The following is a 22,133-nucleotide window of genomic DNA, read 5'->3' on the forward strand; positions in this document are numbered from 1 at the left end:
GGGGGCCGCGACGAAGGACTTGGAGCTGAGCATGAGCGAGACCCTGACGCTGCCGGTGCTGCCCCTGGACGACGGGGCCGTTCTGCCGGGCATGGTGGTGCCCCTCGACCTGTCCGAGAGCGGCGAGGTGCGGGCGGCCGTCGAAGCGGCCAAGGCGGTGGCGCAGCCCAAGGGCCCCGGCATCCGGTCGGCGGGCAAGCCGCGGGTGCTGGTGGTCCCGCGGGTGAACGGGCAGTACGCCGCCGTCGGCACGCTCGGCGTCATCGAGCAGGAGGGGCGGCTGCCGGGCGGTGAGCCCGGGGTGGTCGTCCGGGGCGTGCAGCGGGTGCGGATCGGGACCGGGACGACCGGGCCGGGCGCGGCCCTGTGGGTCGAGGGCACGGCGATCGAGACCCCGCCGGCGAGCGGCCGCGCGCAGGAGCTGGCCAAGGAGTACAAGGGCCTGGTCAGCGCGATCCTGCAGAAGCGCGGCGCGTGGCAGGTCGTGGACGTGGTGCAGCAGATCGACGACCCCTCGACGCTGGCCGACAACGCCGGGTACGCGCCGTACCTGACGACCGAGCAGAAGGTCGAGGTGCTGGAGACGGTCGACGTCGTCGAGCGGCTCGAGCTGGTCATCGGTTGGACGCGCGACCACCTCGCCGAGCTGGACGTCGCGGAGACGATCCGCAAGGACGTCCAGGAGGGCATGGAGAAGACGCAGCGGGAGTTCCTGCTGCGGCAGCAGCAGGAGGCCATCCGCAAGGAGCTGGCCGAGCTGAACGGCGACCCCGCCGGCGAGGAGGACGACTACCGCGCCCGGATCGAGGCCGCGAACCTCCCCGAGAAGGTCCGCGAGGCGGCGCTGAAGGAGGTCGACAAGCTGGAGCGGTCGTCCGACGCCTCGCCGGAGGGCGGCTGGATCCGCACGTGGCTGGACACCGTCCTCGACATCCCGTGGAACGAGCGGACCGAGGACGCCTACGACATCGCGGGCGCGCGGAAGATCCTGGACGCCGACCACGCCGGCCTCGACGACGTCAAGGAGCGCATCATCGAGTACCTGGCGGTGCGCAAGCGCCGCGAGGACCGCGGCCTCGGCGTCGTGGGCGGGCGCCGGAGCGGCGCCGTCCTGGCGCTGACCGGTCCTCCCGGGGTCGGCAAGACCTCGCTGGGCGAGTCGGTCGCGCGGGCCATGGGGCGCAACTTCGTGCGCGTCGCGCTCGGCGGCGTGCGGGACGAGGCGGAGATCCGCGGCCACCGGCGCACCTACGTGGGGGCGCTGCCGGGACGGATCGTCCGGGCGATCCGCGAGGCGGGCTCGATGAACCCGGTCGTGCTGCTGGACGAGGTCGACAAGGTCGGCGCCGACTACCGGGGCGACCCGACGGCGGCGCTGCTGGAGGTCCTCGACCCCGAGCAGAACCACACGTTCCGGGACCACTACCTGGAGGTCGAGCTCGACCTGAGCGACGTGCTGTTCCTCGCGACCGCGAACGTGGTGGAGGCGATCCCCGGGCCGCTGCTCGACCGGATGGAGCTCGTCCAGCTGGACGGCTACACCGAGCACGAGAAGGTCACCATCGCCCGCGACCACCTGCTGCCGCGCCAGCTCGACAAGGCCGGGCTGGAGCCGTCGGAGGTGACGTTCGGCGACGACGCGCTGCGCCTGCTGGCCGCCGAGTACACCCGCGAGGCGGGCGTCCGGTCGCTGGACCGGTCGATCGCGCGGGTGCTGCGGAAGGTCGCCGCGAACGTCGCGCTGGAGAAGGCGGAGCTGCCGGTCGCGATCGGCGCGGACGACCTGAAGGACTACCTGGGACGGCCCCGCTTCACCCCGGAGGTCGAGCTCAGCAGGTCGGAGCGGCGGACGGGCGTGCCGGGCGTCGCGACGGGCCTGGCGGTCACCGGCGCGGGCGGCGACGTCCTCTACATCGAGGCGTCGCTGGCCGACAAGGAGACCGGGGACACCGGCGTGACGCTGACCGGGCAGCTCGGCGACGTCATGAAGGAGTCGGCCCGGATCGCGCTCAGCTACCTGCGCTCGCGCGGCGCGGAGCTGGAGCTGCCGGTCGGCGACCTGAAGGACCGCGGCGTGCACGTCCACGTGCCCGCCGGCGCGATCCCGAAGGACGGCCCGAGCGCGGGCATCACCATGACGACGGCGCTGGCGTCCCTGCTGTCGGGGCGGCCGGTCCGGTCGGACGTGGCGATGACCGGTGAGGTGTCGCTGACCGGGCGGGTGCTGCCGATCGGGGGCCTGAAGCAGAAGCTGCTGGCCGCGTCCCGGCTCGGCATCACCACCGCGATCGTGCCGAAGCGCAACGAGCCGGACCTCGAGGACGTCCCGGCCGAGGTGCTGGACAGCATGACGGTCCACGCCGTCAGCGACGTCCGCGAGGTGCTGGAGCTGGCGCTGGAGCCGGCCACCACGCCCGTGGCGGTCTGACCCGGCGAACGCGGAACGCCCGCACCGGAATCCACCGGTGCGGGCGTTCGGCGTTCTCAGGCCAGGTCGGTCTTGATGATCTTCTCGATGTTCCGCTCGGCCAGCGCGGTGATGGTGACGAACGGGTTGACGCCGGTGCTGCCGGGGACGAGCGAGCCGTCGACCACGTAGAGGCCGGGGTGGCCGGGCAGCCGCCCGTAGGCGTCGGTGGCCTTGCCGAGGACGCAGCCGCCGAGCGGGTGGTAGACGAAGTCGTCGCCCCAGACCTTGTTGACGCCGAACATGTCCGACCGGTAGACGGTGACCGCCTTGCTGTTGATCTTGTCGAAGACGCGCTTGGCGGCGTCGATGGACGGCTGCGTCCACGACGACTGCCACGACAGGTCGACCTTGCCGGTGCCCGAGTTGAAGGTGAACCTCGCCCGGTTCGGGTTCTTCGTGATCGCCAGGTACAGGCTGACCCACAGCTCCGTGCCCGCCGGGAACGGGGCGATCTCGGCGAAGACCGGGCCGTTCGGGTCGCTCCAGTTGTCGATGCCCATCGCCGGGATCGTGGACTGGTCGGCCCCGGTGGTGTCCCAGATGTGGTTGGCGCGGGCGACCATCACGTTCCCGTTGTTGCCCCAGCCGTCGCCCACCGCGTCGGGCAGGTTCGGCAGGCGCCCCTGCGCCTTCATCGCGACCAGCAGCTTGGGCGTGCCGACGCTGCCCGCGGCGAAGAACACCCGGTCCGCGGTGACGGTCTTGCGCGCGACGGTGTTGCCGGCCGTGTCGATCTGCGTCATCTCCACCGTGTAGCCGCCGCCCGAGGCGGGCGCGACGCCGGTGACGGTGTGCAGCGGGCTGATGGTGAGCCGCCCGGTCGCCGCCGCCGCGGCGAGGTAGGTCTTGTCCAGCGAGCGCTTGCCGTAGTTGTTGCCGTAGATGACCTCCTGCGCGAGCGCCGACTTGGGCTTGGTGCCGGCGTCCTCCTGCTTCATGTAGCCGAAGTCGTAGACGTTGGGGACGAACGTGGTCCCGAACCCGGCCGCCTGGGCGCTGTCCCGGCCGACGCGCGCGAACTTGTACCACTTCGTGGACTCGAACCAGGACGTGTCGATGGCGTTGACGCCGAGCGCGGCGTTCGCGCGCGGGAAGTACGTGCCGTACATCTCGTTCGCGTCGACCGACGGCAGGATCTCCTCGAAGTACGCGCGCTTGGGCGTGACGGCCATGCCGCCGTTCACCAGCGAGCCGCCGCCGACGCCGCGGCCCTGGTAGACGCGCGTGTGGGCGAACGCCTCGGAGTCCAGGACGCCCGCGTACCGGTCGATGTTCTTGTTGGCGTCGACGCCGAGGAAGTACCCGACGGGCTGGTCGGTCCGGGTGCGGAACCAGTAGGACCGCCCGTCCGGACTGAGCAGCGAGCTGAAGACCTTCCCGTCCGAGCCGGGCGCCGTCCAGCTCTGTCCCATCTCGACGATGTGGGTCGGGACGCCCGCCTGGGTCAGCCGCAGCGCGGCGACGGCGCCGCCGTAGCCGCTGCCGATGACCAGCGCGGGAACCCGGTCGCCGTCCGCGATCGCCTTGTCCGGCGCGGCCGCGGCGGCGGTCCGCCACGCGGGCAGGAGCAGTGCTCCGGCCGCGACCCCGGCCCCGGTGAGGAACCGGCGGCGGGTGATCCCCGAATCCACGGCATGCTGCCGCCCATGACCGGCCATGACGCAACCTCTCTCACTGATGGCATTCCGTGAGGGGGCCTCGCGCCGGCCACCCGCGATCGGATGTGACTCCGATCACGGCCGAATCATGCGCTTGCTTGGTCAGTCCTGTCAACGCCCTGGTCCCGGCAGGATTCGGACATGCCGGAAACCGTCGACCGGTCCTGCGGGCGGTGCCCGTAATCCGGCGGCGCGCATAGCCCGCGGGGAAACGGGGGACCAGCGCGAGATGCTGGTGGAAATGTGGCAGCCTGCGGAGCGCGGCGAAAAGGTGTCCTGGTATGTGCTCGTCCTCCGCGCGGTCGTGGTGACGATCGCGCTCGCCATTCTCGGCGTCTTCTTCTATTTCGCCTTCCGGCTCACGCTGACGCCCGTCCACGACAACGGCCAGGCGAGCGGGAACCTCCATCCCGGGCGTTCGCTCCGCTTCTACATGGACCAGCCGACGAAGGAGGCCTTCCTGCAGATCGGCGGGAACCTCGCGCTGCTCGCGCCCCTCGGCGTCCTGCTGCCGATCGTGTGGACGTCCCTGCGCGGCCCCCTCCGGCTCGCCCTCCTGACCGGCGTGTTCTCGCTGATCATCGAGACCGTCCAGGGCGCGGTCGTGATGGGCCGCGCCTTCGACGTCGACGACGTCATCCTCAATGTCGCCGGTGTGGTGATCGCTTACTTTCTGCTGGGCCGCCGCCTGTCGAGGACCTTCCGCGGGGCATGACGCCGCAATGGCCCGCCGATTCCGGATTCGGTGTCCGCGGCACCGCCGGCGCCGTTCTCAATGGCGCCGGGGACCTCGGCGGGTTCAGCGCGGAGTGAGCCGGAACACCCTCAGTTGGCGGTCGGCGCGTTCCACGTAGCGGTCGTAGACGGGCCAGACGGCGGTGAGGCGCGGCCACGCCTCGGCGCGTTCGGCGTCGTCCAGCAGGTGGGCGGTGACCGGGGTGGTCGCCCCGCGGAAGCTCACCTCGGCCTCGGGGTTCTTGATGAGGTTCCCGGTCCAGGCCGGGTGCTTCTCGCGGCCGAAGTTCGAGCCGACGACGAGCCAGCCGTCGCCGTCCGGCAGGCACGCCAGGGGCGTCTGCCGGCGCAGGCCGCTGACGGCGCCGGTGGTGGTGAGGACGAGGCTCGGGACGAGGAGCTGGCCGAGCATGGCCCTGCCACCGGTGAGCCTGTGCAGGGCCCGGTCCACGTGCGGCACGACCTTCGGGCCGACCTTGGCGAACCAGCGGGCGCCGGAGATGCGCTGGAACAGCGGGCCCAGGGTCCGCTGGATCAGGGTCGGCTCGGCCATCTTCCGCTCCTCGGTGACGAGCCGGCCGGCCCGGCGGGGGTTGAGGTGTCCGCTCTCGGCCAGCCAGCGCAGGGCGTCCGCGACGGTCTCCTCGACGGGGCGCAGGGTGAGGTCCAGCGCGTCCAGGATCGGGCGGTCGTCGGTCGGGACGAGCGTGACCATGAACTCGGCGGCGTCGCGGGTGAGCGGGTAGTCGAACGGGCGGACGCGCTTGGCGGCGTCGAGGGCGGAGCCGAGCGCGAGCATCGCGCCGCTCGGCACCCGGACGCGGCGGCACTTCACGCCGGTCAGCGCGTCGCAGAGGTCGGCGTACTGCGGCCAGGTGAGGTAGCGGCCGCCGAGCACCCAGCGGCTCGGGCCCCGCCCTGCTTCGACGGCACGGGCCAGGGCGGTGGCGAGGTCGCGGACGTCGATGACCGACACGCCCCCGCCGGGCAGCGGCCACAGCTTGCCGAGCGCGGCGGCGAGGCCCTCGTTCAGCGCGTCGAGGTGGGGCTGGTCGGGCCCGCAGACGCCGCCGGGGTAGACGATCGTCACGGGGGCGCCGTCGTCCTGGAGGCCGCGGACGTAGGTCTCGGCGGCCAGCTTCGACCGGCCGTAGCCGGTGCGGGGGCTCGCGAGCGGCGCGTCGGCGGTGATCACCGGACCGGACGGCGGAACGAAGACCCCGATCGTCGACACGTGCACGATGGACGCCAGGCCGCGGTCGACCGCGCCGCCGACCACGTTGCGGGTGCCGGTGACGTTGACCTCGACCAGGTCGCGGTGCGGGCCGGTGACGCCGATCGCGGCGGCGGCGTGGATCGCGGCGTCGCAGCCGTCCAGCGCGCCGGCCACGGCGGCGGCGTCGAGCATGTCGCCCGGGAGCAGCTCGACCTCCTCCGCCTGGACGCCGATGGCCTGGAGCACCTTGGCGGTCTTGCCGGGGTCGCGGACGAGCGCGCGCGGACGGTGGCCCGCGGCGAGCAGGGCGCGGACGGTGTGAGAGCCGACGAACCCGGAGGCGCCGGTGACGAGGACCCGCATGGCATCAAACTAGCGCTTGGTGTTCCTGGTGCGACAGCCCGGGGCGGTGCCGCCGCCAGCCTAGTCCGCCGGGTTTCGGACACCTCATTTCCCGGCGGCGCGCACGCCCGGCCGTTGACGCCCCTGGAACGCTCCAGCACACTCGGGACTCACCTGACCGCCGAGCGGGGAGGGGTTCCATGAGGATCGGACTGGCCGGCGCGGGGCGCATCGGTGCGCGCCACGCCGCGGCCCTGTGTGAACTGCCCGAGGTGGAGGCGCTGGTCGTCGCCGACGCGGACGCCGCGCGCGCTCGGGCCCTGGCGGCCCGCCTGACCGGCGCCTGGAGCGGAGCGCCGGCGGAGCGTAAGGCGCCGGACAGGCCGCCTTCGCCGGGGAGTGCGGGGGGTCGTCCTCCCGCAGAGACGCTGATCGACCGCCCTCCGGTCTCGCCGGAAGGCCGGGCCGTGGACGTCCGGGCCGCCGACCAGGTGGCGGACCTGTTCTCCGCCGGGCTGGACGGCCTCATCGTGGCCGCCGCGACGGACGCGCACGCCGATCTGGTCGAGCGGGCGCTCGCGGCCGGATTGCCCGTCTTCTGCGAGAAGCCCCTTGCGTCCGATGTTGATGGAACGTTCCAAATCGTGGCGTCCGCGAAGAAGGCCGGAGTCCCGGTGCAGGTCGGGTTCCAGCGCCGCTTCGACGCGGGGAACGCGGCGGCCCGCGAGGCCCTCGCGTCCGGGCGGCTCGGCTGGCTGCACACCGTCCGGTCGTGCAGCTTCGACCCCGCGCCGCCGCCGCCCGAGTACGTCCCGACGTCCGGCGGCCTCTTCCGCGACTGCGTCATCCACGACCTCGACCTGATCCGGTTCGTCACCGGCCGCGACGTCGTCCGGGTGATGGCGTCCGGCGCCAACCGCGGCGAGGACTTCTTCCGCGAGAACGGCGACGTCGACACCGGGTCGGCGCTGCTCGTCCTCGACGACGGGACGCTCGCGCAGGTGTCGGCCACCCGCTACAACGCCGCCGGGTACGACGCGCGCCTGGAGCTGTTCGGCTCCAAGGACAGCATCGTCGCCGGCCTGGACGAGCGGACGCCCGTCACGGCGGTGCCCGAGCACGGCGACGGGCCCCGGGACCCCTACGCCGGGTTCCTCGAACGGTTCTCCGACGCCTACGACGCCGAGCTGCGCGCCTTCGTCGACGTCGTCGCCGGGCGGCGCGCCAACCCCTGCCCGCCGGAGGACGCCCTGGAGGCGTTCTACCTCGCCGAGGCCTGCGAGCTGTCCATGCGCGAGGGCCGCGTCGTCGAGGCCGAGGAGGTGCGGCGATGAGGATCGCCGGCGCGCCGATCTCGTGGGGCGTGTGCGAGGTGCCCGGTTGGGGCCACCAGATGGCGCCCGCGCGCGTGCTCGCGGAGATGCGCGACCTGGGGCTCGCCGCGACCGAGCTCGGCCCGGACGGGTTCCTGCCGGCGGCGCGGGAGGAGCGGGAGGCGCTGCTGTCGTCCTACGGGCTGGGGCTCGTCGGGGCGTTCGTCCCGGTCGTCCTGCACGACCCGGACCACGACCCGATGCCGGAGATCGAGCGGGCGCTGGACGCCATGAGCGGCGTCCTCGTGCTGGCCGCCGCGACCGGGCTGGCCGGCTACGACGGGCGGCCCGCGCTGGACACCCGGGCCTGGGCGACGCTGCTGTCCAACCTCGACGCGATCACGGCGCGGGCGTCCCGGCGCGGCCGGCTCGCGGCGCTGCACCCGCACGTCGGGACGGTCGTGGAGACCCGCGCGGACGTCGAGCGGGTGCTGTCGGGATCCGGGGTCCCGCTGTGCCTGGACACCGGTCACCTGCTCGTCGGCGGCACCGACCCGGCGTGGCTGACGCGGTTCGCCGCCGCGCGGATCGCGCACGTCCACCTCAAGGACGTCGACGCCGCGCTCGCCGCGCGGGTGCTCGGCGGCGAGGTCGCCTACTCCGACGCGGTGCGCGACGGCCTCTACCGGCCGCTCGGCGAGGGGGACGTCGACATCTCCGGCATCATCGCGACCCTGGAGGGCGCCGGATACGGAGGCTGGTACGTGTTGGAGCAGGACGCCGTCCTCACGGAGGAGCCGGCGGCGGGCGCCGGACCCTACGACGACGTCCGGCGCAGCCTCGACTACCTCGCGAAGGCGGCCTCATGACCGAGCCCCACGACCTGGTCACGATGGGGCGGGTGAGCGTCGACATCTACCCGGACCAGGTGGGCCGGCCGCTGGAGGACGTCGAGTCGTTCGGGAAGTACCTCGGCGGCAGCCCCACGAACGTCGCGGTCGCCGCGGCCCGGTACGGGCGCCGCGCCGCGGTCATCACCCGGACCGGGGACGACCCGTTCGGCCGGTACGTCCACAAGGCGCTCAAGGAGTACGGGGTGGACGACCGGTTCGTCACGCCCGTGCCGGGCCTGCCGACGCCGCTGGCGTTCTGCGAGATCTTCCCGCCGGACGACTTCCCGCTGTACTTCTACCGCTATCCGAAGGCCCCCGACCTGGAGATACGTCCGGACGAGCTGGACCTCGACGCGATCGGGCGGGCCCGGATCGTGTGGGCGACGGTGACCGGGCTGTCGCAGGAGCCCAGCCGGGAGGCGACGCTGCTCGCGCTCGGCGCGCGCACCGGCCACGCCGTCATCGACCTCGACTACCGGCCGATGCTGTGGGACGACCCGGGCGAGGCGCCGCACTGGGCGGGCCGGGCCCTGGAGCGGGCGACGGTGGCGGTCGGCAACCTCGAGGAGTGCGCGGTCGCGGTGGGGGAGCGGGAGCCGGAGGCGGCCGCCCGCGCGATCCTCGACCGTGGTCCCGGGCTCGCCATCGTGAAGATGGGGCCGGACGGCGTGCTCGCCGCGACGCGCGAGGAGACGGTGCGTGCGCCGGCGGTCAAGGTGGACGTGGCGAACGGGCTCGGGGCGGGCGACGCGTTCGGCGGCGCGGTCTGCCACGGCCTGCTCGCCGGCTGGGACCTGGAGCGGGTCATCGCGTTCGCGGGCGCGGCCGGGGCCATCGTGGCCTCCCGCATCGCCTGCTCCGCCGCGATGCCGACCGAGGCCGAGGTGGACGCGCTGCTGGCGGAGAGGAGGGCCGGATGAAGCACCATCTGCCGGCGGGATCCGCCGTGGAGGGGCCGTATGGGGTGGTCGTGACGCCGGAGTCGGCGGGCTGGGCGCACACGGCGCTGCGCGTCCTCGACCTGCCCGACCCGGGAGGCCACACCTTCGGCACCGGTGACTTCGAGATGATCGTGCTGCCGCTGGCCGGGTCGTGCGCGGTGGAGTGCGACGGCGAGCGGTTCGAGCTGGAGGGCCGCGCCGACGTCTTCAGCCGGGTCAGCGACTTCGCGTACGTGCCGCGCGACGCGCGGGTGACGGTGCGGGGGCGGGGCCGGTTCGCGCTGGCCGCGGCCCGCTGCCAGGCGCGCCTGGAGCCCCGCTACGGCCCCGCCGAGGACGTCCCCGTCGAGCTGCGCGGCGCGGGCCCGGCGAGCCGCCAGGTCAACAACTTCGGCACGCCCGAGGGGTTCCCGTTCGCGGAGAAGCTGATCGCGTGCGAGGTGCTCACGCCCGGCGGCTGCTGGTCGTCGTTCCCGCCGCACAAGCACGACGAGGAGGGGCCGGACGAGGCGGTCCTGGAGGAGATCTACTACTTCGAGGTGTCCGGCGACGGCGGCATGGCCTACCAGCGCGTCTACGGCACGCCGGAGCGGCCGATCGACGTGCTGGCGGAGGTGCGCGGCGGGGACGTCGTGCTGATCCCGCACGGCTGGCACGGCCCGTCGATGGCGGCGCCGGGCCACGACCTGTACTACCTGAACGTGATGGCCGGGCCGTCGCCGGAGCGCGCGTGGCGGATCTGCGACGATCCGGCGCACGCGTGGGTCCGCGGCACCTGGTCCGGGCAGGCCGTCGATCCGCGGCTGCCGCTCACCTCGGCGAAGGGACGGTCATGAGGCTCACGGTCGGGCAGGCGCTGGTGCGCTTCCTGGCGGCGCAGTGGTCGGAGCGCGACGGGCGCGAGCAGCGGTTCTTCCCGGGGTGCTTCGGGATCTTCGGGCACGGGAACGTGGCGGGGATCGGGCAGGCGCTGCTGGAGTACGGCGAGGAGATGCCGTACTACATGGCCCGCAACGAGCAGGCGATGGTGCACACCGCGTCGGGCTTCGCGCGGATGAACGACCGCTTGTCGACGCTGGCGTGCACGACCTCGATCGGGCCGGGCGCGACGAACATGGTCACGGGCGCGGCGCTGGCGACCATCAACCGGCTGCCGGTGCTGCTGCTGCCGGGGGACATCTTCGCGACCCGTCCGGCCAACCCCGTCCTTCAGGAGTTGGAGGACGGGCGGTCCCATGACGTGTCGGTCAACGACTGCTTCAAGCCGGTGTCGAAGTACTGGGACCGCATCAACCGCCCCGAGCAACTCCCCAGCGCCCTGATGGCGGCCATGCGCGTCCTCACCGATCCTGCGGAAACCGGTGCCGTCACCTTGGCGCTGCCCCAGGACGTCCAAGCGGAGGCGTACGACTGGCCGGACGAGCTGTTCACGCGGCGCGTCTGGCGCATCCCGCGCGCGCTTCCGGAATCGGCCGCGCTCGATGAGGCATGCGCGCTCCTCCAAGCGGCCGAACGTCCGCTCATTGTCGCGGGCGGCGGCGTCATCTACTCCGGCGCCACCGACGACCTGCGCGCCTTCGCCGAACGCACCGGCATCCCCGTCGCGGAGACGCAGGCGGGCAAGGGCGCCCTCCCCTGGAACCACCCGTGCTCCGTGGGCGCCATAGGCGCGACCGGCACGACCGCCGCGAACGCCTTGGCGCGCGAAGCCGACGTCGTCATCGGCATAGGAACCCGCTACAGCGACTTCACCACCGCGTCGCACAGCCTCTTCCAGAACCCCGACGTCCGGTTCGTCAACGTCAACGTCGCGCGGTTCGACGCAGCCAAGCTCGCGGGCACCATGGTCGTGGCGGACGCCCGCGAAGGCATCCGGGGCCTGAACGCCGCCCTCGACGGCTACGCCGTGCCGGACGCGTACAAGCACGAGGCCACCGCTCTCATGGCGCGCTGGAACGCCGCGGTCGACGGGGCGTACGCCCCGCAGGAGCGCCCCCTTCCCGCCCAGTCGGAGGTCATCGGCGCCGTCAACGAGGTGAGCGGCCCGCGCGACGTCGTGGTCTGCGCGGCCGGGTCGATGCCGGGCGACCTGCACAAGCTGTGGCGGGCGAGCGACCCCAAGGGCTACCACGTCGAGTACGGCTACTCCTGCATGGGCTACGAGATCGCCGGCGGCCTCGGCGTGAAGATGGCCGACCCCTCGCGCGAGGTGTTCGTCATGGTCGGCGACGGCTCCTACCTGATGATGGCGCAGGAGCTCGCCACCGCCGTCGCCGAGGGGATCAAGCTCGTCGTCGTCCTCGTCCAGAACCACGGGTTCGCCTCGATCGGGAACCTGTCGGAGTCGGTCGGCGCGCAGCGGTTCGGCACCCGCTACCGCGCCCGCACCGGCACCGGGCTCGACGGCGAGCGGCTCCCCGTCGACCTGGCCGCCAACGCCGCCAGCCTCGGCGCCGACGTCCTCCGCGCGACCGGCGCCGCGGACCTGCGCGACGCGCTGCGCCGGGCCCGCGAGAGCGACCGGACGACCGTGGTGCACATCGAGACCGACCCGCTCTCGGACGCCCCCGGCAGCGAGGCGTGGTGGGACGTTCCGGTCGCCGAGGTCTCCGCGCTCGACTCCACGCGCGAGGCCCGCGGACGCTATGAGAAGGAGGTCTGGTCGCGCCGCCGCCATCTGTGATCAACTCTCTGTCCCGGCTCACTTTCTCGGGGGAGATCGGAGAGCGTCCGTATGAAAGGCGTGTTCGCGCGAACGTCGTTCAAGGGCCGTGCACCCGGCAGGGGCCGCGCGCCCGTCACCCGCCTGGCGGCGCTGACCCTGGCGGGGGTGCTGGCGCTCGGCGCGTGCAGCAGCTCCGGCGGCAAGAAGAGCGAGGAGAAGGCGACCGGCGGGAGCGGCCCCCGGCTGAAGATCGCGATGGTCACCCACTCGGCGCCCGGCGACACCTTCTGGGACATCGTCCAGAAGGGCGCCAAGGCCGCCGCCGCCAAGGACAACGTCCAGTTCCTGTACTCGGCCGACCCGGACGGGGGCAAGCAGGCGCAGCTCGTCCAGACCGCGATCGACCAGAAGGTCGACGGCATCATCGTCACCCTCGCCAAGCCCGACGCGATGAAGGACGTGCTGGCCCGCGCCACGGCCGCGAAGATCCCCGTCGTGTCGATCAACTCCGGCGCGGAGGACTCGGCGAAGCTCGGCGCGCTCGCGCACTTCGGGCAGGACGAGTCGATCGCGGGGGAGGCGGCCGGCCAGGAGCTGGCGAAGATCGGCGTGAAGAAGGCGCTGTGCGTGGTGCACGAGCAGGGCAACGTCGGCCTGGAGAGCCGCTGCGCCGGCGCGAAGAAGACCTTCTCCGGGCAGCTGCAGAACCTGTACGTGCAGGGCAGCGACATGCCGCAGGTCAAGTCGTCGATCACCGCCAAGCTCCAGTCGGACAAGGGCATCGACGGGATCCTGACGCTCGGCGCCCCGTTCGCCGCGACCGCCGTCGACTCGGTCAAGGAGACGGGCGGCAAGGCCAAGGTCGCCACGTTCGACCTGAACAAGGACCTGATCGCGTCGATCAAGTCCGGTGACATCCAGTTCGCCGTCGACCAGCAGCCCTACCTGCAGGGCTACGAGGCCGTGGACGGGCTGTGGCTCTACAAGACCAACGGCAACGTGCTCGGCGGCGGACGTCCGGTGCTGACCGGGCCCGCGATCGTCACCAAGGACAACGCCGCCTCGCTGGAGGGCTTCGCCGTACGGGGGACGCGGTGACGCAGGCGGTCGCCGAGCCGCCCGCGGCCGTACCGGACGAACGGCTGGCGCGGCAGTCGCCCGTGCGGCGGCTGCTGCGCCGGCCCGAGTTCGGCGCGCTGCTCGGCGCGGTCGCGGTGTTCGTGTTCTTCTCGCTGGTCGCCGACGCGTTCCTGCAGGCCGACTCGTTCTCGACGGTGCTGTACGCGAGCTCGACGTTTGGGATCATGGCGGTCGGGGTGTCGCTGCTGATGATCGGCGGCGAGTTCGACCTGTCCGCCGGGGTCACGGTGACGACGGCGGCGCTCGTCGCGACGCTGGTCAGCTACCAGCTCACGCTGAACCTGTGGGTCGGCGTCGCGATCTCGCTCGTCGTGACGCTGGCGATCGGCGCGCTGAACGGCCTGCTCTACATCAGGACGGGCCTGCCGAGCTTCATCGTCACCCTCGCCACCTTCTTCATGCTCGCCGGGGCGAACCTCGGCGTGACGAAGGCGGTCACCGGGAACGTCGCGTCCGACTCCGTCCGGGACATGGACGGGTTCGAGAGCGCGCGGAAGGTGTTCGCGTCCGACGTCGACATCGCCGGCGTCAACGTCAAGATCACCGTGTTCTGGTGGCTGCTGTTCGTCGCGGTCGCGACCTGGATCCTGCTGCGCACCCGCGCCGGCAACTGGATCTTCGCGGTGGGCGGCGCGGCCGGCAGCGCCCGCGCGGTCGGCGTCCCCGTCGCCCGCACGAAGATCGGCCTGTTCATGGGCGTGGCGTTCTGCGGCTGGTTCTCCGGGATGCACCTGGTGTTCGCGTTCGCCACCGTCCAGTCGGGCGAGGGCGTCGGCAACGAGTTCAACTACATCATCTGCGCGGTCATCGGCGGCTGCCTGCTGACCGGCGGCTACGGGTCGGCGATCGGCGCGGCGATCGGCGCGTTCATCTTCGGCATGGTGAACAAGGGCATCGTGTACGCCGAGTGGAACCCCGACTGGTTCCGGTTCTTCCTCGGCGCGATGCTGCTCATCGCCACCGTGGTCAACCTGATCGTGCGGCGCAGAGTGGAGCGGTCGACATGACGGCGGAACCGGAGAAGGCGGGCGCGGAGAAGGCGGACGCGGCGGCGCCGCCGCTGGTCAGGCTGGCGGGCGTCGGCAAGAACTACGGCAACGTCATCGCGCTGCGGGACGTGGACCTCGAGGCGTCCGCCGGCGAGGTGACCTGCGTGCTCGGCGACAACGGCGCGGGCAAGTCCACCCTCATCAAGATCGTCGCCGGGCTGCACCGGCACGACCTCGGCACCTACGAGGTGCAGGGCGAGCCGGTGGCGTTCTCCTCGCCGCGCGACGCGCTCGACCGCGGCATCGCGACCGTCTACCAGGACCTCGCGGTCGTCCCGCTGATGCCGGTGTGGCGGAACTTCTTCCTCGGCTCGGAGAAGCGCAAGGGGTTCGGCCGCATGGACATCGCGTTCATGCGCCGCACCGCCAAGGACGAGCTGGCGGCGATGGGCATCGACCTGCGCGACGTCGACCAGCCCATCGGCACCCTGTCCGGCGGCGAGCGGCAGTGCGTGGCGATCGCCCGCGCCGTCTACTTCGGCGCGAAGGCCCTGGTCCTGGACGAGCCGACGGCCGCGCTCGGCGTGAAGCAGGCCGGGACCGTCCTGCGGTACATCGTCCAGGCGCGGGAGCGGGGCCTCGCGGTCATCTTCATCACCCACAACCCGCACCACGCCTACCCGGTCGGCGACCGCTTCCTGATCCTCAACCGCGGCCGCCCGATCGGCTACCGCACCAAGGACGACATCAGCCGCGAGGAGCTGACCGCCCTCATGGCGGGCGGCGCCGAACTGGAGGAACTCGCGCACGAGCTGGACGCCGCCGTGTCCGCCTCGGGCAGCCGCGCCGCGAGGGAACTGGCGGAGGGCGCGGACCACCTCCGCAAGACCGACTGATTCCGGAAAACGGCGGGCCGTGGGACGAGCGGCCCGCCGTGCGCCGGTCAGCTCCAGGTGGCGTCGGCCAGGATGCGGTCGAGGCCGGGAGTGCTCCACTGGTCGACGATCAAGATCTTCGACTGCGGCAGGTACCACAGCCGCTCCGTGTAGGAGACGGACGTGCGGCGCGTGGGGCCGAACCCGTCCGGATCGTCGCGCGTATAGCACGGGACGCGCCATTCGCGGTACTCCGCCTTGCGCGTCCCGACGGGCGCGAGCCGGTCGGCGGTCTTCACGGCGCCGTCCGCCACGCCGACGGCGCGCAGCTCGTCGTGGTCGGGGCAGTTCATCCCCTCGTCCTGGTTGAACATCGAGGCGTAGGTGTCGGTCCGCTGGTAGGGGCCGGCGATGTACTCCGAAGGGTCGGTGAGCAGGCTCGCGCCGAAGAGGTGGAAGCCCGGGCACCACGCCTGGCTGGCGGCGAGCGACGCTTCGAGCGCATTGGGTTTCCCGCACTTCGTCCAGGTGCTCACGAAGTAGCTGTCGGGCTTGCGCCCGGGGTGCGTTTCTGACGGCGTGTGGGGGACCGGATGCGCCTTCCACGTGGCGGGCGCGCGCACCGTCAGCGGTCCGATCCGCAGCAGTACACCGGACGGCGTGGGACTTGCCGCCGCGGCGGTGTGGTGGGGCGCCGGGTCGGGCTGGGCGGCGCGGTAGGCGGCGGCTCCGCCGATCGTGGTGCCCGCGACGGCGGTCGCGGCGACGGCCACGGCCGCCTTGGTGCCGACGGCCGCGAGCACTCCGCCGGACCCCGCCGCGGCTCCCGCCGTCCCGGCTCCGGCTCCGGCCGCGGCTCCCGCGCCGGCGGCGCCCGCCGCACCGGCCGGGACGAGCCCGGCGGCGGCCAGCGGGAACAGCGCGGCGAGCGCGACGGCGGCGCCCGCCAGGGCGCGGACGCCCCGCGACTCCCAGTCCGGCCCGTAGGCGCCGCCCGCGACCTCGTCGAGCCGCCCGACGAACGCCGACGCGCTGACCGGACGGTCCGCCGGGTCCTTGGCCATGCCCCGCGCGACGAGCGGGCGCAGCGGCTCCGGGACGTGCTCGGCCGGCACGGCGCCGTCGAGATGCCCCGCCATGATCGACGCGCGGTCCCCGGTGTACGGGCGGCGGCCGGTCAGGGCCTCGTAGAAGACGCACGTCGCCGCGTACACGTCGGTCGCGGGGGTGGCGGGCTCGCCGCGCCACTGCTCCGGCGCCATGTACAGCGGCGTCCCCGCGGCGGAGGCGCCGCCCGCCACGACCGCGATGCCGAAGTCGACGAGCCTGCTGCGGCCGTCCGCCGGGACGATCACGTTCGCGGGCTTGTAGTCGCGGTGGACGACCCCGGCGGCGTGCGCCGCGGCGAGCCCGAGGAGCGACCCCTTCAGCGCGCTGAGCGCCGCCTCCGGCTCCAGCGCCCCGTACCTGCGCAGGATCTCCCGGAACGGGACGCCGTCCACCGCCTCCATCACGATGGCGAGGTCGTCGCCGTGCTCGACGAGCCGGTAGAGCCGGGCCACGTGGGGGTCGTCGACCCGGCCGAGCATCCGCGCCTCCTCCCGGAACCTGTCCCGCGCCTCCGGGGTGGCGCCGGCCGCGAGGTACTTGATCGCGACCGGTGTGCCGCGGACCGCGTGCCGCGCCAGCACGACCCGGCCCTGCGCGCCCCGTCCCAGCTCCCGCACCTCGTCGAACTCCGGAACACGCCACTGCGCCATGGGACGTCCCTCCCGTCAGGTCCAGGTCGCCTTCGCGAGGATCTCGTCGAGGCCCGGGGTGTCGAACTCGTCGAGGATGAGGAGGCGCGGCTCCGTCAGGTACCAGTACCGCTGGACGTACGTCACGCTGGTGGGCTTGAACTGGTCGGCGCCCTGCAGGACGAGGCAGTGGATGCGCCATTCGCGGTACTGGGCCGTCCGCGTCCCGACCTTCGCGGTGCCCGTGCGCACGGGCTTGGCCCGGTCGGCGTCGGTGCCGATGCCGTTGAGGTCGCCGCGGTGCGGGCAGGTGCGGAAGGCTTCGGTCTCCGGCCCCCAGGGGCGGTCGGTGGTGAAGCCCTTCCAGCCGTTCTCCTGGTCGTTGCGCCACGGTTCGCCGATCACCACGAATCCGGGGCAGTTGTTGTCGTAGGCCTTCCGGTTCTTGTCCTTCGGGGCGCCGATCGTGGACGGGGAGCATGCGCCGGGGGAGTTCACCCAGTAGTTGCCCTTGGGACGGCCCGGAAGGTCGGTCAGCGGCGAGAGCCTCCAGTCCACGGGGGTGGTGAGGGTGAACGTGCCGAACGACATCCGCTGCCCGGACGGCGTCGCCTTGGCCGTCGCCGTGGCGGCGACGGGGGTGTGGTCGCGGTCGGGGCGGGTCGCGGCGTAGACGCCGGCTCCGACCGCGGCGGTGCCGGCGACGGCGGCGCCCGCGATCGCGACGCCCGCCTTGGTGCCGACCGCCGACAGGAGCCCGCCGGAGCCCGTCGCGGCCCCGCTCGTCCCCGCCGCTCCCGCCGTACCGGCGCCCGCCGCTCCCGCCGCGCCCGCGCCGCCGGGCAGCAGGCCCGCGGCGGCGAGCGGGAACAGCGCGGCGAAGGCGGTGGCCGCGATGGCCAGGGCGCGCACGCCCCGCTGCTCCCAGTCGGGGCCGTAGGCATTGACGGCGATGCGGTCGAGTTCGCCGGCGAAGTGCGCGGCGCTCGGCGGACGGTACGCGGCGTCCTTCGCCATCCCCTGCAGCACGAGCGCGCGCAGCGGCTCGGGGACCGCGTCCGCCGGGACGGGCGCGTTCGAGTGCTGCCCCATCAGCCCGATGCGGTCGTCCGCGCGGTAGGGCCGCTCACCGGTCACGCATTCGTAGAAGACGCACGTGGCGGCGTAGACGTCGGTGGCCGGGGTGGCGGGTTCGCCGCGCCACTGCTCGGGCGCCATGTAGGCCGGGGTGCCCGACCGGTCGCCCTCGCCCGTCCACACGGCGATGCCGAAGTCGATGAGCTTGCTGAGGCCGTCCGCGCGGACGACGACGTTGGCGGGCTTGTAGTCGCGGTGCACGACCCCGGCGGCGTGCGCGGCGGCGAGCCCGCGCAGCGACCCCTTCAGGACCAGCAGGGCCGCCTCGGGGCCGAGGGCGCCGTGCTCGGCCAGGACCCGCTTCAGCGAGACGCCCTCGACCGCCTCCATGATCAGCGCGGTGCCGTTCTCGGTCTCGACGAGCCGGTAGAGCCGCGCCACGTGCGGGTCGTCGACCCGGCCGAGCATCCGCGCCTCGTTGCGGAAGGCGTCCCTGGCCCGCGGATCGGCGTCGGCGGGCAGGTACTTGATGGCGACGGGCGCGCCGGTCCCGCCGTGCCGGGCCAGCGCCACCCGCCCCTGCGCGCCGCGGCCGAGCTCGCGCACCTCCTCGAATCCCGAAACCCGCCACTGCGTCACCGGCCACCCCTTGGGTTCGTCCCGATCGGTCCACCATTGTGATGCGGCATACCGGGGGAAGGTTGGTCACTCCTCGGCGGTGCGCATGCGGCGGGCGGTGTAGGCCACGTCGGGGTGGGCGTTGGCGCGCAGGGTGCGCAGGAGGGCGCGCCAGGGGGCGGGCCAGCCCGCGCGGCGCGCGTGGACGCCGGTGAGCGCGGCGGCGAACAGCCCGCCCGCGAGGTCGCCGCGTCCGGCCAGCCGTTCCGCGTGGGGGAGGACCGCCTCGGGATCGGGCGTGCCGGCGGGGAGGGTGACGTACTCCGGGTAGGCGAGCCACCTCTCGTCCGCCCAGGCGACGAGGGCCTCGGCGACCTCCCGGGCCGCGAGGACCCCGCCGGCGCACCCGTCCGCGAGCGCGTCCAGCGCGGCGGCCGTGCCGGGGCCGTCCCAGCGGAGCGTCGCGGCGGCCAGCTCGCGGGCGAGGTCGCCGGGGAGGCGGCCGTCCAGGGCGGCGACGGCCCGCTCGGCCGTGTCGCGGTCGCGGTCCGCGGCGCTGCGCACCGCGCCGACCAGCGCCGTCAGCCGCTGGAACGCGGGCAGGTCCCGTTCGGCGCCGGCGCTCGGCTCGTCGGGCGCGGCGGCCAGGCCGGCCGCGGTCGCGCCGAGCTCCGCCGCGCCGTAACCGGCGACGACGCAGCCGACCAGCGCGTCCAGGGCGGGCCTCCAGCCCTCGGTCACGGCGAGGTCGGTGACGAGACCGGCCACCACCGCCGGAGCGTCCGGTGCCCACTGCGCCCACTGAGGGACGTTCGGCAGCGCGGCGGCGCGCGCCTCGGTGTCGTCGGAACCCGCCACCCGCAGGACCAGCGACGCGTAGAAGCCGCGGAACCGCTCCTCGACGGCCAGCGGCGGCGTGCCGAGCACCTGGCGGGCCAGGTCGCGCGGGCCGTCCGCCGCTTCGCCCAGGATCCGCCGCGCCACCGGTTCGGCCAGGTACGGGCGGACCGCCGAGGCGATCGCGGCGCGCACGTCCCGGTGCTGGCCGGGGTCGTCCCAGGCGGCGGCGACCAGGTCCAGGGCGTCCGGCACCCGGTTGTGCAGCAGGATCCGCAGCGCCTCCTTGCGCGCGGTGATCTTGCCCTCCCGGAGCGCCGGACCGAGGATCGCCGCCAGCTCCGAGGGTCGGACGAAACGGGCCGCACGGGTCATCGCGTACATGGCGACGTGCGCGTGGTCCGTGGCGGCGTGCGCGAGCAGGTCCGGCAGGACGGCCTGGGGGGACGCCGTCCACGCCACCGCGGTCAGCGCGGTGCGGCGGATCCGGTCGTCGTCGGAGTCGAGGTAGGGGCGCAGCCGGGCCGCGTCCACGCCGGGGACCGTGCCGATGGTCCGGATCGCGCTCGCCCGCGCGTCGCCCGGCTGCTCCTCGTTCCCGGCCACGCGGGCGAGCAGGCCGAGGTAGGCGTCGCGCTGCCGGGACGTCCACCGGCGCATCCACGCCGTGGCCATGTGCGGGACGTAGGTGACGTCCGCGCGCTGGAACCGTCCGGGCGGAGTCGTCCCGCCGAGGACCAGGTGCAGCAGGTCGGTGCGCTCGCGGGCGACCGCGGCCAGGACGGCCGGGACCGCGACGGCCGACGGGTCCTTCGCGACGACCCGCCCGACCCGTTCGGCGCGGGTGCCCGGGGGAGCGAGCCACAGCCCGATGGCCTGCTTGAGGACGTCGTCGCTGCGCGCGTCGAGGGCGGCCTCCAGCGCGTCCTGGAGGCGCGGGACGCGGTGCGCGCGGCGGCCCAGCGCCCGCACGAGCACCAGCGCGAGGCGGTGGTCGTCGCGGCGCGCGGCCGCGTCGAGGTGGGGCGCGAGCGTGTCGGCGAGCCGGAACTCCTGGCCGTGCCGCAGCACGCGGTCGAGGCGGCCGAGGAACACCGCGCCGGCGTGGCCGATGAGCCGCTCGACCAGCTCCAGCCCGAACACGACGAGGTCGGCGTCGTCGCGGATCGCGCCCTGCCGGCAGAACGCGGCGGCGATCCGCCCGAGCGCCTGCCGGGTCATGTACGAGCAGTCGCGGGCGGCCAGCGCATCGTCGGCGAACCGCGCCACCGCCGCCGCGTGCTCGGCGCGCAGCAGGCCCTCCGGGACGTTCGCGAGCGCGTCCAGCGCCGAGTACCGGACGGGATCCTGCTCGTTGCGCAGCCGGACGAGCGACTCCAGCATCGCGGTCAGCGTGCCCGGATCGCGGCTGCGCCCCGCGCACGCGATCAGCAGCGCGTAGCCGGTCGCGCGGTCGTCGGCGTCCGGGCGGCGGGTCAGCGCCTCCAGGACCGGCATCCCTTCCTCGTATGGAAGGAACGCGCTGATGCTCCAGTAGCGCGCGGGCGTCTCGGCGACCCGGCGCAGGCGCAGCATCCGCCGCGCCTCCCTCACCCGGAGCGCGCGCGGGAGGACGTCGAGGAGCGACTCGTCCAGCTCGACGGCCGACAGGTCCACCCCGGCCATCGCGGCGCCGAACACGTGCTCGCGACGGGACGGCGGAAACGCCTTCAGCAGCAGGCGGAGCGCACTGTCGTCCTCGCGGACGGCCCGCGCCACCCGCGCCACGTCGCCGTCGCCGAGCGCCGCGAGCCGGTCCCGGACGGACCTGCGCCACAGCACCCGGCGCAGCGAGCGCTCGTACCGCTCGGAGGTCAGCAGCCGGATCATCCGGACCGGCTCCGCCTCCAGCAGGACACCGGTCTTCGAGTCCAGAGCGAACGGCAGCCCCGGGTCGCCGCCGAACCGCTCCAGCAATCCGACGACACGTCCTGGGTCGTGCCCCACCGCCGCCGCGACGCCGGGCCCGTACAGCCCCCACAGCCCCGCGCGCAGCCAGTCGGCCGCCTCCGCGAGCCGCCGCTCCGCATGGTCCAGCACGACGCCGGGATGCGCGCCGCCGAGCGACGCCCAGTTCGGGACGGCGCGCGCGAACGCGTCGATCCGCTCCGCCACCACCGGCGGGCTGCAGGCGGGCAGCAGCGCGGCGGCCTCCTCCACGCCCCAGCGGTCCGCGACCGGCCCGACGAGCGCGTCCGCCAGATCCGCGCGCCGCCGCCTGCGGACGGCGTCGTAGATCTCCGACCGGATCGCCGCCGGCGCGTCGTCGAGCCCGGCGAGGAACGGCTCCGGGCCGTTCCCGTGCTGCACGTACAGCCGGATCGCGCGGCACGCCAGCTCCGCGTCGGCGTCGCCCATGGCGCGCGCGATGTGCGCGAGCGACGCCTCGTCCCGCACGGCCGACGCGACGAACAGCCCCACGGACCGCTCGTAGTGGCCGCCGTCCGCCAGCTCGCCGAGCAGCGCAGCCAGCTCCGGCGTGCCGGCGCGTCCGCGCAGGTCCGCCAGCCGCCGGCAGCGCTCCCCGAACGGCAGCGGTTCGACCTCGGTCAGGAGCTCGTCAGCACGCATGCCGGGCATCCTGCC

At 73.8% G+C, this 22,133-nt stretch carries 15 protein-coding genes; 10 read left to right on the top strand and 5 right to left on the bottom strand.

The window, feature by feature from the left end; translation table 11 throughout:
- Positions 1 to 31: 31 nt before the first annotated feature.
- Complete coding sequence (gene lon / locus ABT299_RS13885; RefSeq protein ID WP_190868548.1) at positions 32 to 2,428, top strand: endopeptidase La; 2,397 nt, start codon at positions 32 to 34, stop codon at positions 2,426 to 2,428.
- Between the two features lie 56 nt (positions 2,429 to 2,484).
- Here the strand turns inward: lon and ABT299_RS13890 are convergent, their stop codons facing one another.
- Entirely contained in the window at positions 2,485 to 4,128 is a 1,644-nt protein-coding gene (locus tag ABT299_RS13890) for a GMC oxidoreductase (RefSeq protein WP_500250975.1), read from the bottom strand.
- Between the two features lie 241 nt (positions 4,129 to 4,369).
- Between ABT299_RS13890 and ABT299_RS13895 the strand changes: the two genes are divergently transcribed.
- Positions 4,370 to 4,843 carry a VanZ family protein gene (locus ABT299_RS13895; protein ID WP_241756592.1) on the top strand — a complete coding sequence of 158 codons (474 nt, stop codon included), beginning with the start codon at positions 4,370 to 4,372 and terminating at the stop codon, positions 4,841 to 4,843.
- Between the two features lie 84 nt (positions 4,844 to 4,927).
- Here ABT299_RS13895 and ABT299_RS13900 read toward each other — a convergent pair whose 3' ends face one another.
- Positions 4,928 to 6,442 (bottom strand): nitroreductase/quinone reductase family protein, encoded by a 1,515-nt coding sequence (locus tag ABT299_RS13900; protein ID WP_387023743.1) that lies wholly within the window; start codon positions 6,440 to 6,442, stop codon positions 4,928 to 4,930.
- 179 nt (positions 6,443 to 6,621) lie between these two features.
- On the opposite strand from ABT299_RS13900, the gene ABT299_RS13905 reads away from it, so the two are divergent.
- The 8 genes from ABT299_RS13905 to ABT299_RS13940 are packed head-to-tail and all read left to right on the top strand — an operon-like array spanning position 6,622 to position 15,258.
- The gene (locus tag ABT299_RS13905; RefSeq protein ID WP_500250976.1) at positions 6,622 to 7,755 is read left to right on the top strand and encodes a Gfo/Idh/MocA family protein; all 1,134 of its coding nucleotides are present in this window, start codon (positions 6,622 to 6,624) and stop codon (positions 7,753 to 7,755) included.
- A complete protein-coding gene (locus ABT299_RS13910) occupies positions 7,752 to 8,603 on the top strand; it encodes a TIM barrel protein (protein WP_190868544.1) in 852 nt (283 codons plus the stop codon). Before ABT299_RS13905 ends, ABT299_RS13910 begins: the two co-directional genes overlap by 4 nt.
- Complete coding sequence (gene iolC, locus ABT299_RS13915) at positions 8,600 to 9,547, top strand: 5-dehydro-2-deoxygluconokinase (RefSeq protein ID WP_500250977.1); 948 nt, start codon at positions 8,600 to 8,602, stop codon at positions 9,545 to 9,547. The genes ABT299_RS13910 and iolC overlap by 4 nt, the downstream gene beginning before the upstream one ends.
- On the top strand, positions 9,544 to 10,404 hold the full coding sequence (gene iolB / locus ABT299_RS13920) for a 5-deoxy-glucuronate isomerase (protein ID WP_500250978.1): 861 nt from the start codon (positions 9,544 to 9,546) through the stop codon (positions 10,402 to 10,404). Before iolC ends, iolB begins: the two co-directional genes overlap by 4 nt.
- On the top strand, positions 10,401 to 12,251 hold the full coding sequence (gene iolD / locus ABT299_RS13925) for a 3D-(3,5/4)-trihydroxycyclohexane-1,2-dione acylhydrolase (decyclizing) (protein WP_500250979.1): 1,851 nt from the start codon (positions 10,401 to 10,403) through the stop codon (positions 12,249 to 12,251). Before iolB ends, iolD begins: the two co-directional genes overlap by 4 nt.
- A gap of 60 nt (positions 12,252 to 12,311) precedes the next feature.
- On the top strand, positions 12,312 to 13,331 hold the full coding sequence (locus ABT299_RS13930) for a sugar ABC transporter substrate-binding protein (protein ID WP_347257162.1): 1,020 nt from the start codon (positions 12,312 to 12,314) through the stop codon (positions 13,329 to 13,331).
- Complete coding sequence (locus tag ABT299_RS13935; protein WP_500250980.1) at positions 13,328 to 14,380, top strand: ABC transporter permease; 1,053 nt, start codon at positions 13,328 to 13,330, stop codon at positions 14,378 to 14,380. Before ABT299_RS13930 ends, ABT299_RS13935 begins: the two co-directional genes overlap by 4 nt.
- Positions 14,377 to 15,258, top strand: coding sequence for an ATP-binding cassette domain-containing protein (locus tag ABT299_RS13940; RefSeq protein WP_500250981.1), 882 nt, complete (start codon positions 14,377 to 14,379; stop codon positions 15,256 to 15,258). The genes ABT299_RS13935 and ABT299_RS13940 overlap by 4 nt, the downstream gene beginning before the upstream one ends.
- Before the next feature lie 47 nt (positions 15,259 to 15,305).
- Here ABT299_RS13940 and ABT299_RS13945 read toward each other — a convergent pair whose 3' ends face one another.
- From ABT299_RS13945 to ABT299_RS13955, 3 genes are all read right to left on the bottom strand, one after another.
- On the bottom strand, positions 15,306 to 16,997 hold the full coding sequence (locus tag ABT299_RS13945) for a serine/threonine-protein kinase (RefSeq protein ID WP_500250982.1): 1,692 nt from the start codon (positions 16,995 to 16,997) through the stop codon (positions 15,306 to 15,308).
- A 15-nt stretch (positions 16,998 to 17,012) separates the two neighbouring features.
- Positions 17,013 to 18,692, bottom strand: coding sequence for a serine/threonine-protein kinase (locus ABT299_RS13950; protein ID WP_500250983.1), 1,680 nt, complete (start codon positions 18,690 to 18,692; stop codon positions 17,013 to 17,015).
- A gap of 66 nt (positions 18,693 to 18,758) precedes the next feature.
- Positions 18,759 to 22,118: a HEAT repeat domain-containing protein gene (locus tag ABT299_RS13955; protein ID WP_500250984.1), complete on the bottom strand. Its 3,360-nt coding sequence runs from the start codon at positions 22,116 to 22,118 to the stop codon at positions 18,759 to 18,761.
- Positions 22,119 to 22,133 lie beyond the last annotated feature (15 nt).

This window comes from Spirillospora sp. NPDC000708 (genome assembly GCF_040299565.1).
Classification (GTDB): Bacteria; Actinomycetota; Actinomycetes; order Streptosporangiales; family Streptosporangiaceae; genus Spirillospora.

Coding starts and splice junctions, on each gene's coding strand:
- ABT299_RS13945 (WP_500250982.1), bottom strand. CDS start 16,997: ATGGCGCAGTGGCGTGTTCCGGAGTTCGACGAGGTGCGGGAGCTGGGA.
- lon (WP_190868548.1), top strand. CDS start 32: ATGAGCGAGACCCTGACGCTGCCGGTGCTGCCCCTGGACGACGGGGCC.
- ABT299_RS13940 (WP_500250981.1), top strand. CDS start 14,377: ATGACGGCGGAACCGGAGAAGGCGGGCGCGGAGAAGGCGGACGCGGCG.
- ABT299_RS13900 (WP_387023743.1), bottom strand. CDS start 6,442: ATGCGGGTCCTCGTCACCGGCGCCTCCGGGTTCGTCGGCTCTCACACC.
- iolB (WP_500250978.1), top strand. CDS start 9,544: ATGAAGCACCATCTGCCGGCGGGATCCGCCGTGGAGGGGCCGTATGGG.
- ABT299_RS13890 (WP_500250975.1), bottom strand. CDS start 4,128: ATGGCCGGTCATGGGCGGCAGCATGCCGTGGATTCGGGGATCACCCGC.
- iolC (WP_500250977.1), top strand. CDS start 8,600: ATGACCGAGCCCCACGACCTGGTCACGATGGGGCGGGTGAGCGTCGAC.
- ABT299_RS13895 (WP_241756592.1), top strand. CDS start 4,370: ATGTGGCAGCCTGCGGAGCGCGGCGAAAAGGTGTCCTGGTATGTGCTC.
- iolD (WP_500250979.1), top strand. CDS start 10,401: ATGAGGCTCACGGTCGGGCAGGCGCTGGTGCGCTTCCTGGCGGCGCAG.
- ABT299_RS13955 (WP_500250984.1), bottom strand. CDS start 22,118: ATGCGTGCTGACGAGCTCCTGACCGAGGTCGAACCGCTGCCGTTCGGG.
- ABT299_RS13905 (WP_500250976.1), top strand. CDS start 6,622: ATGAGGATCGGACTGGCCGGCGCGGGGCGCATCGGTGCGCGCCACGCC.
- ABT299_RS13910 (WP_190868544.1), top strand. CDS start 7,752: ATGAGGATCGCCGGCGCGCCGATCTCGTGGGGCGTGTGCGAGGTGCCC.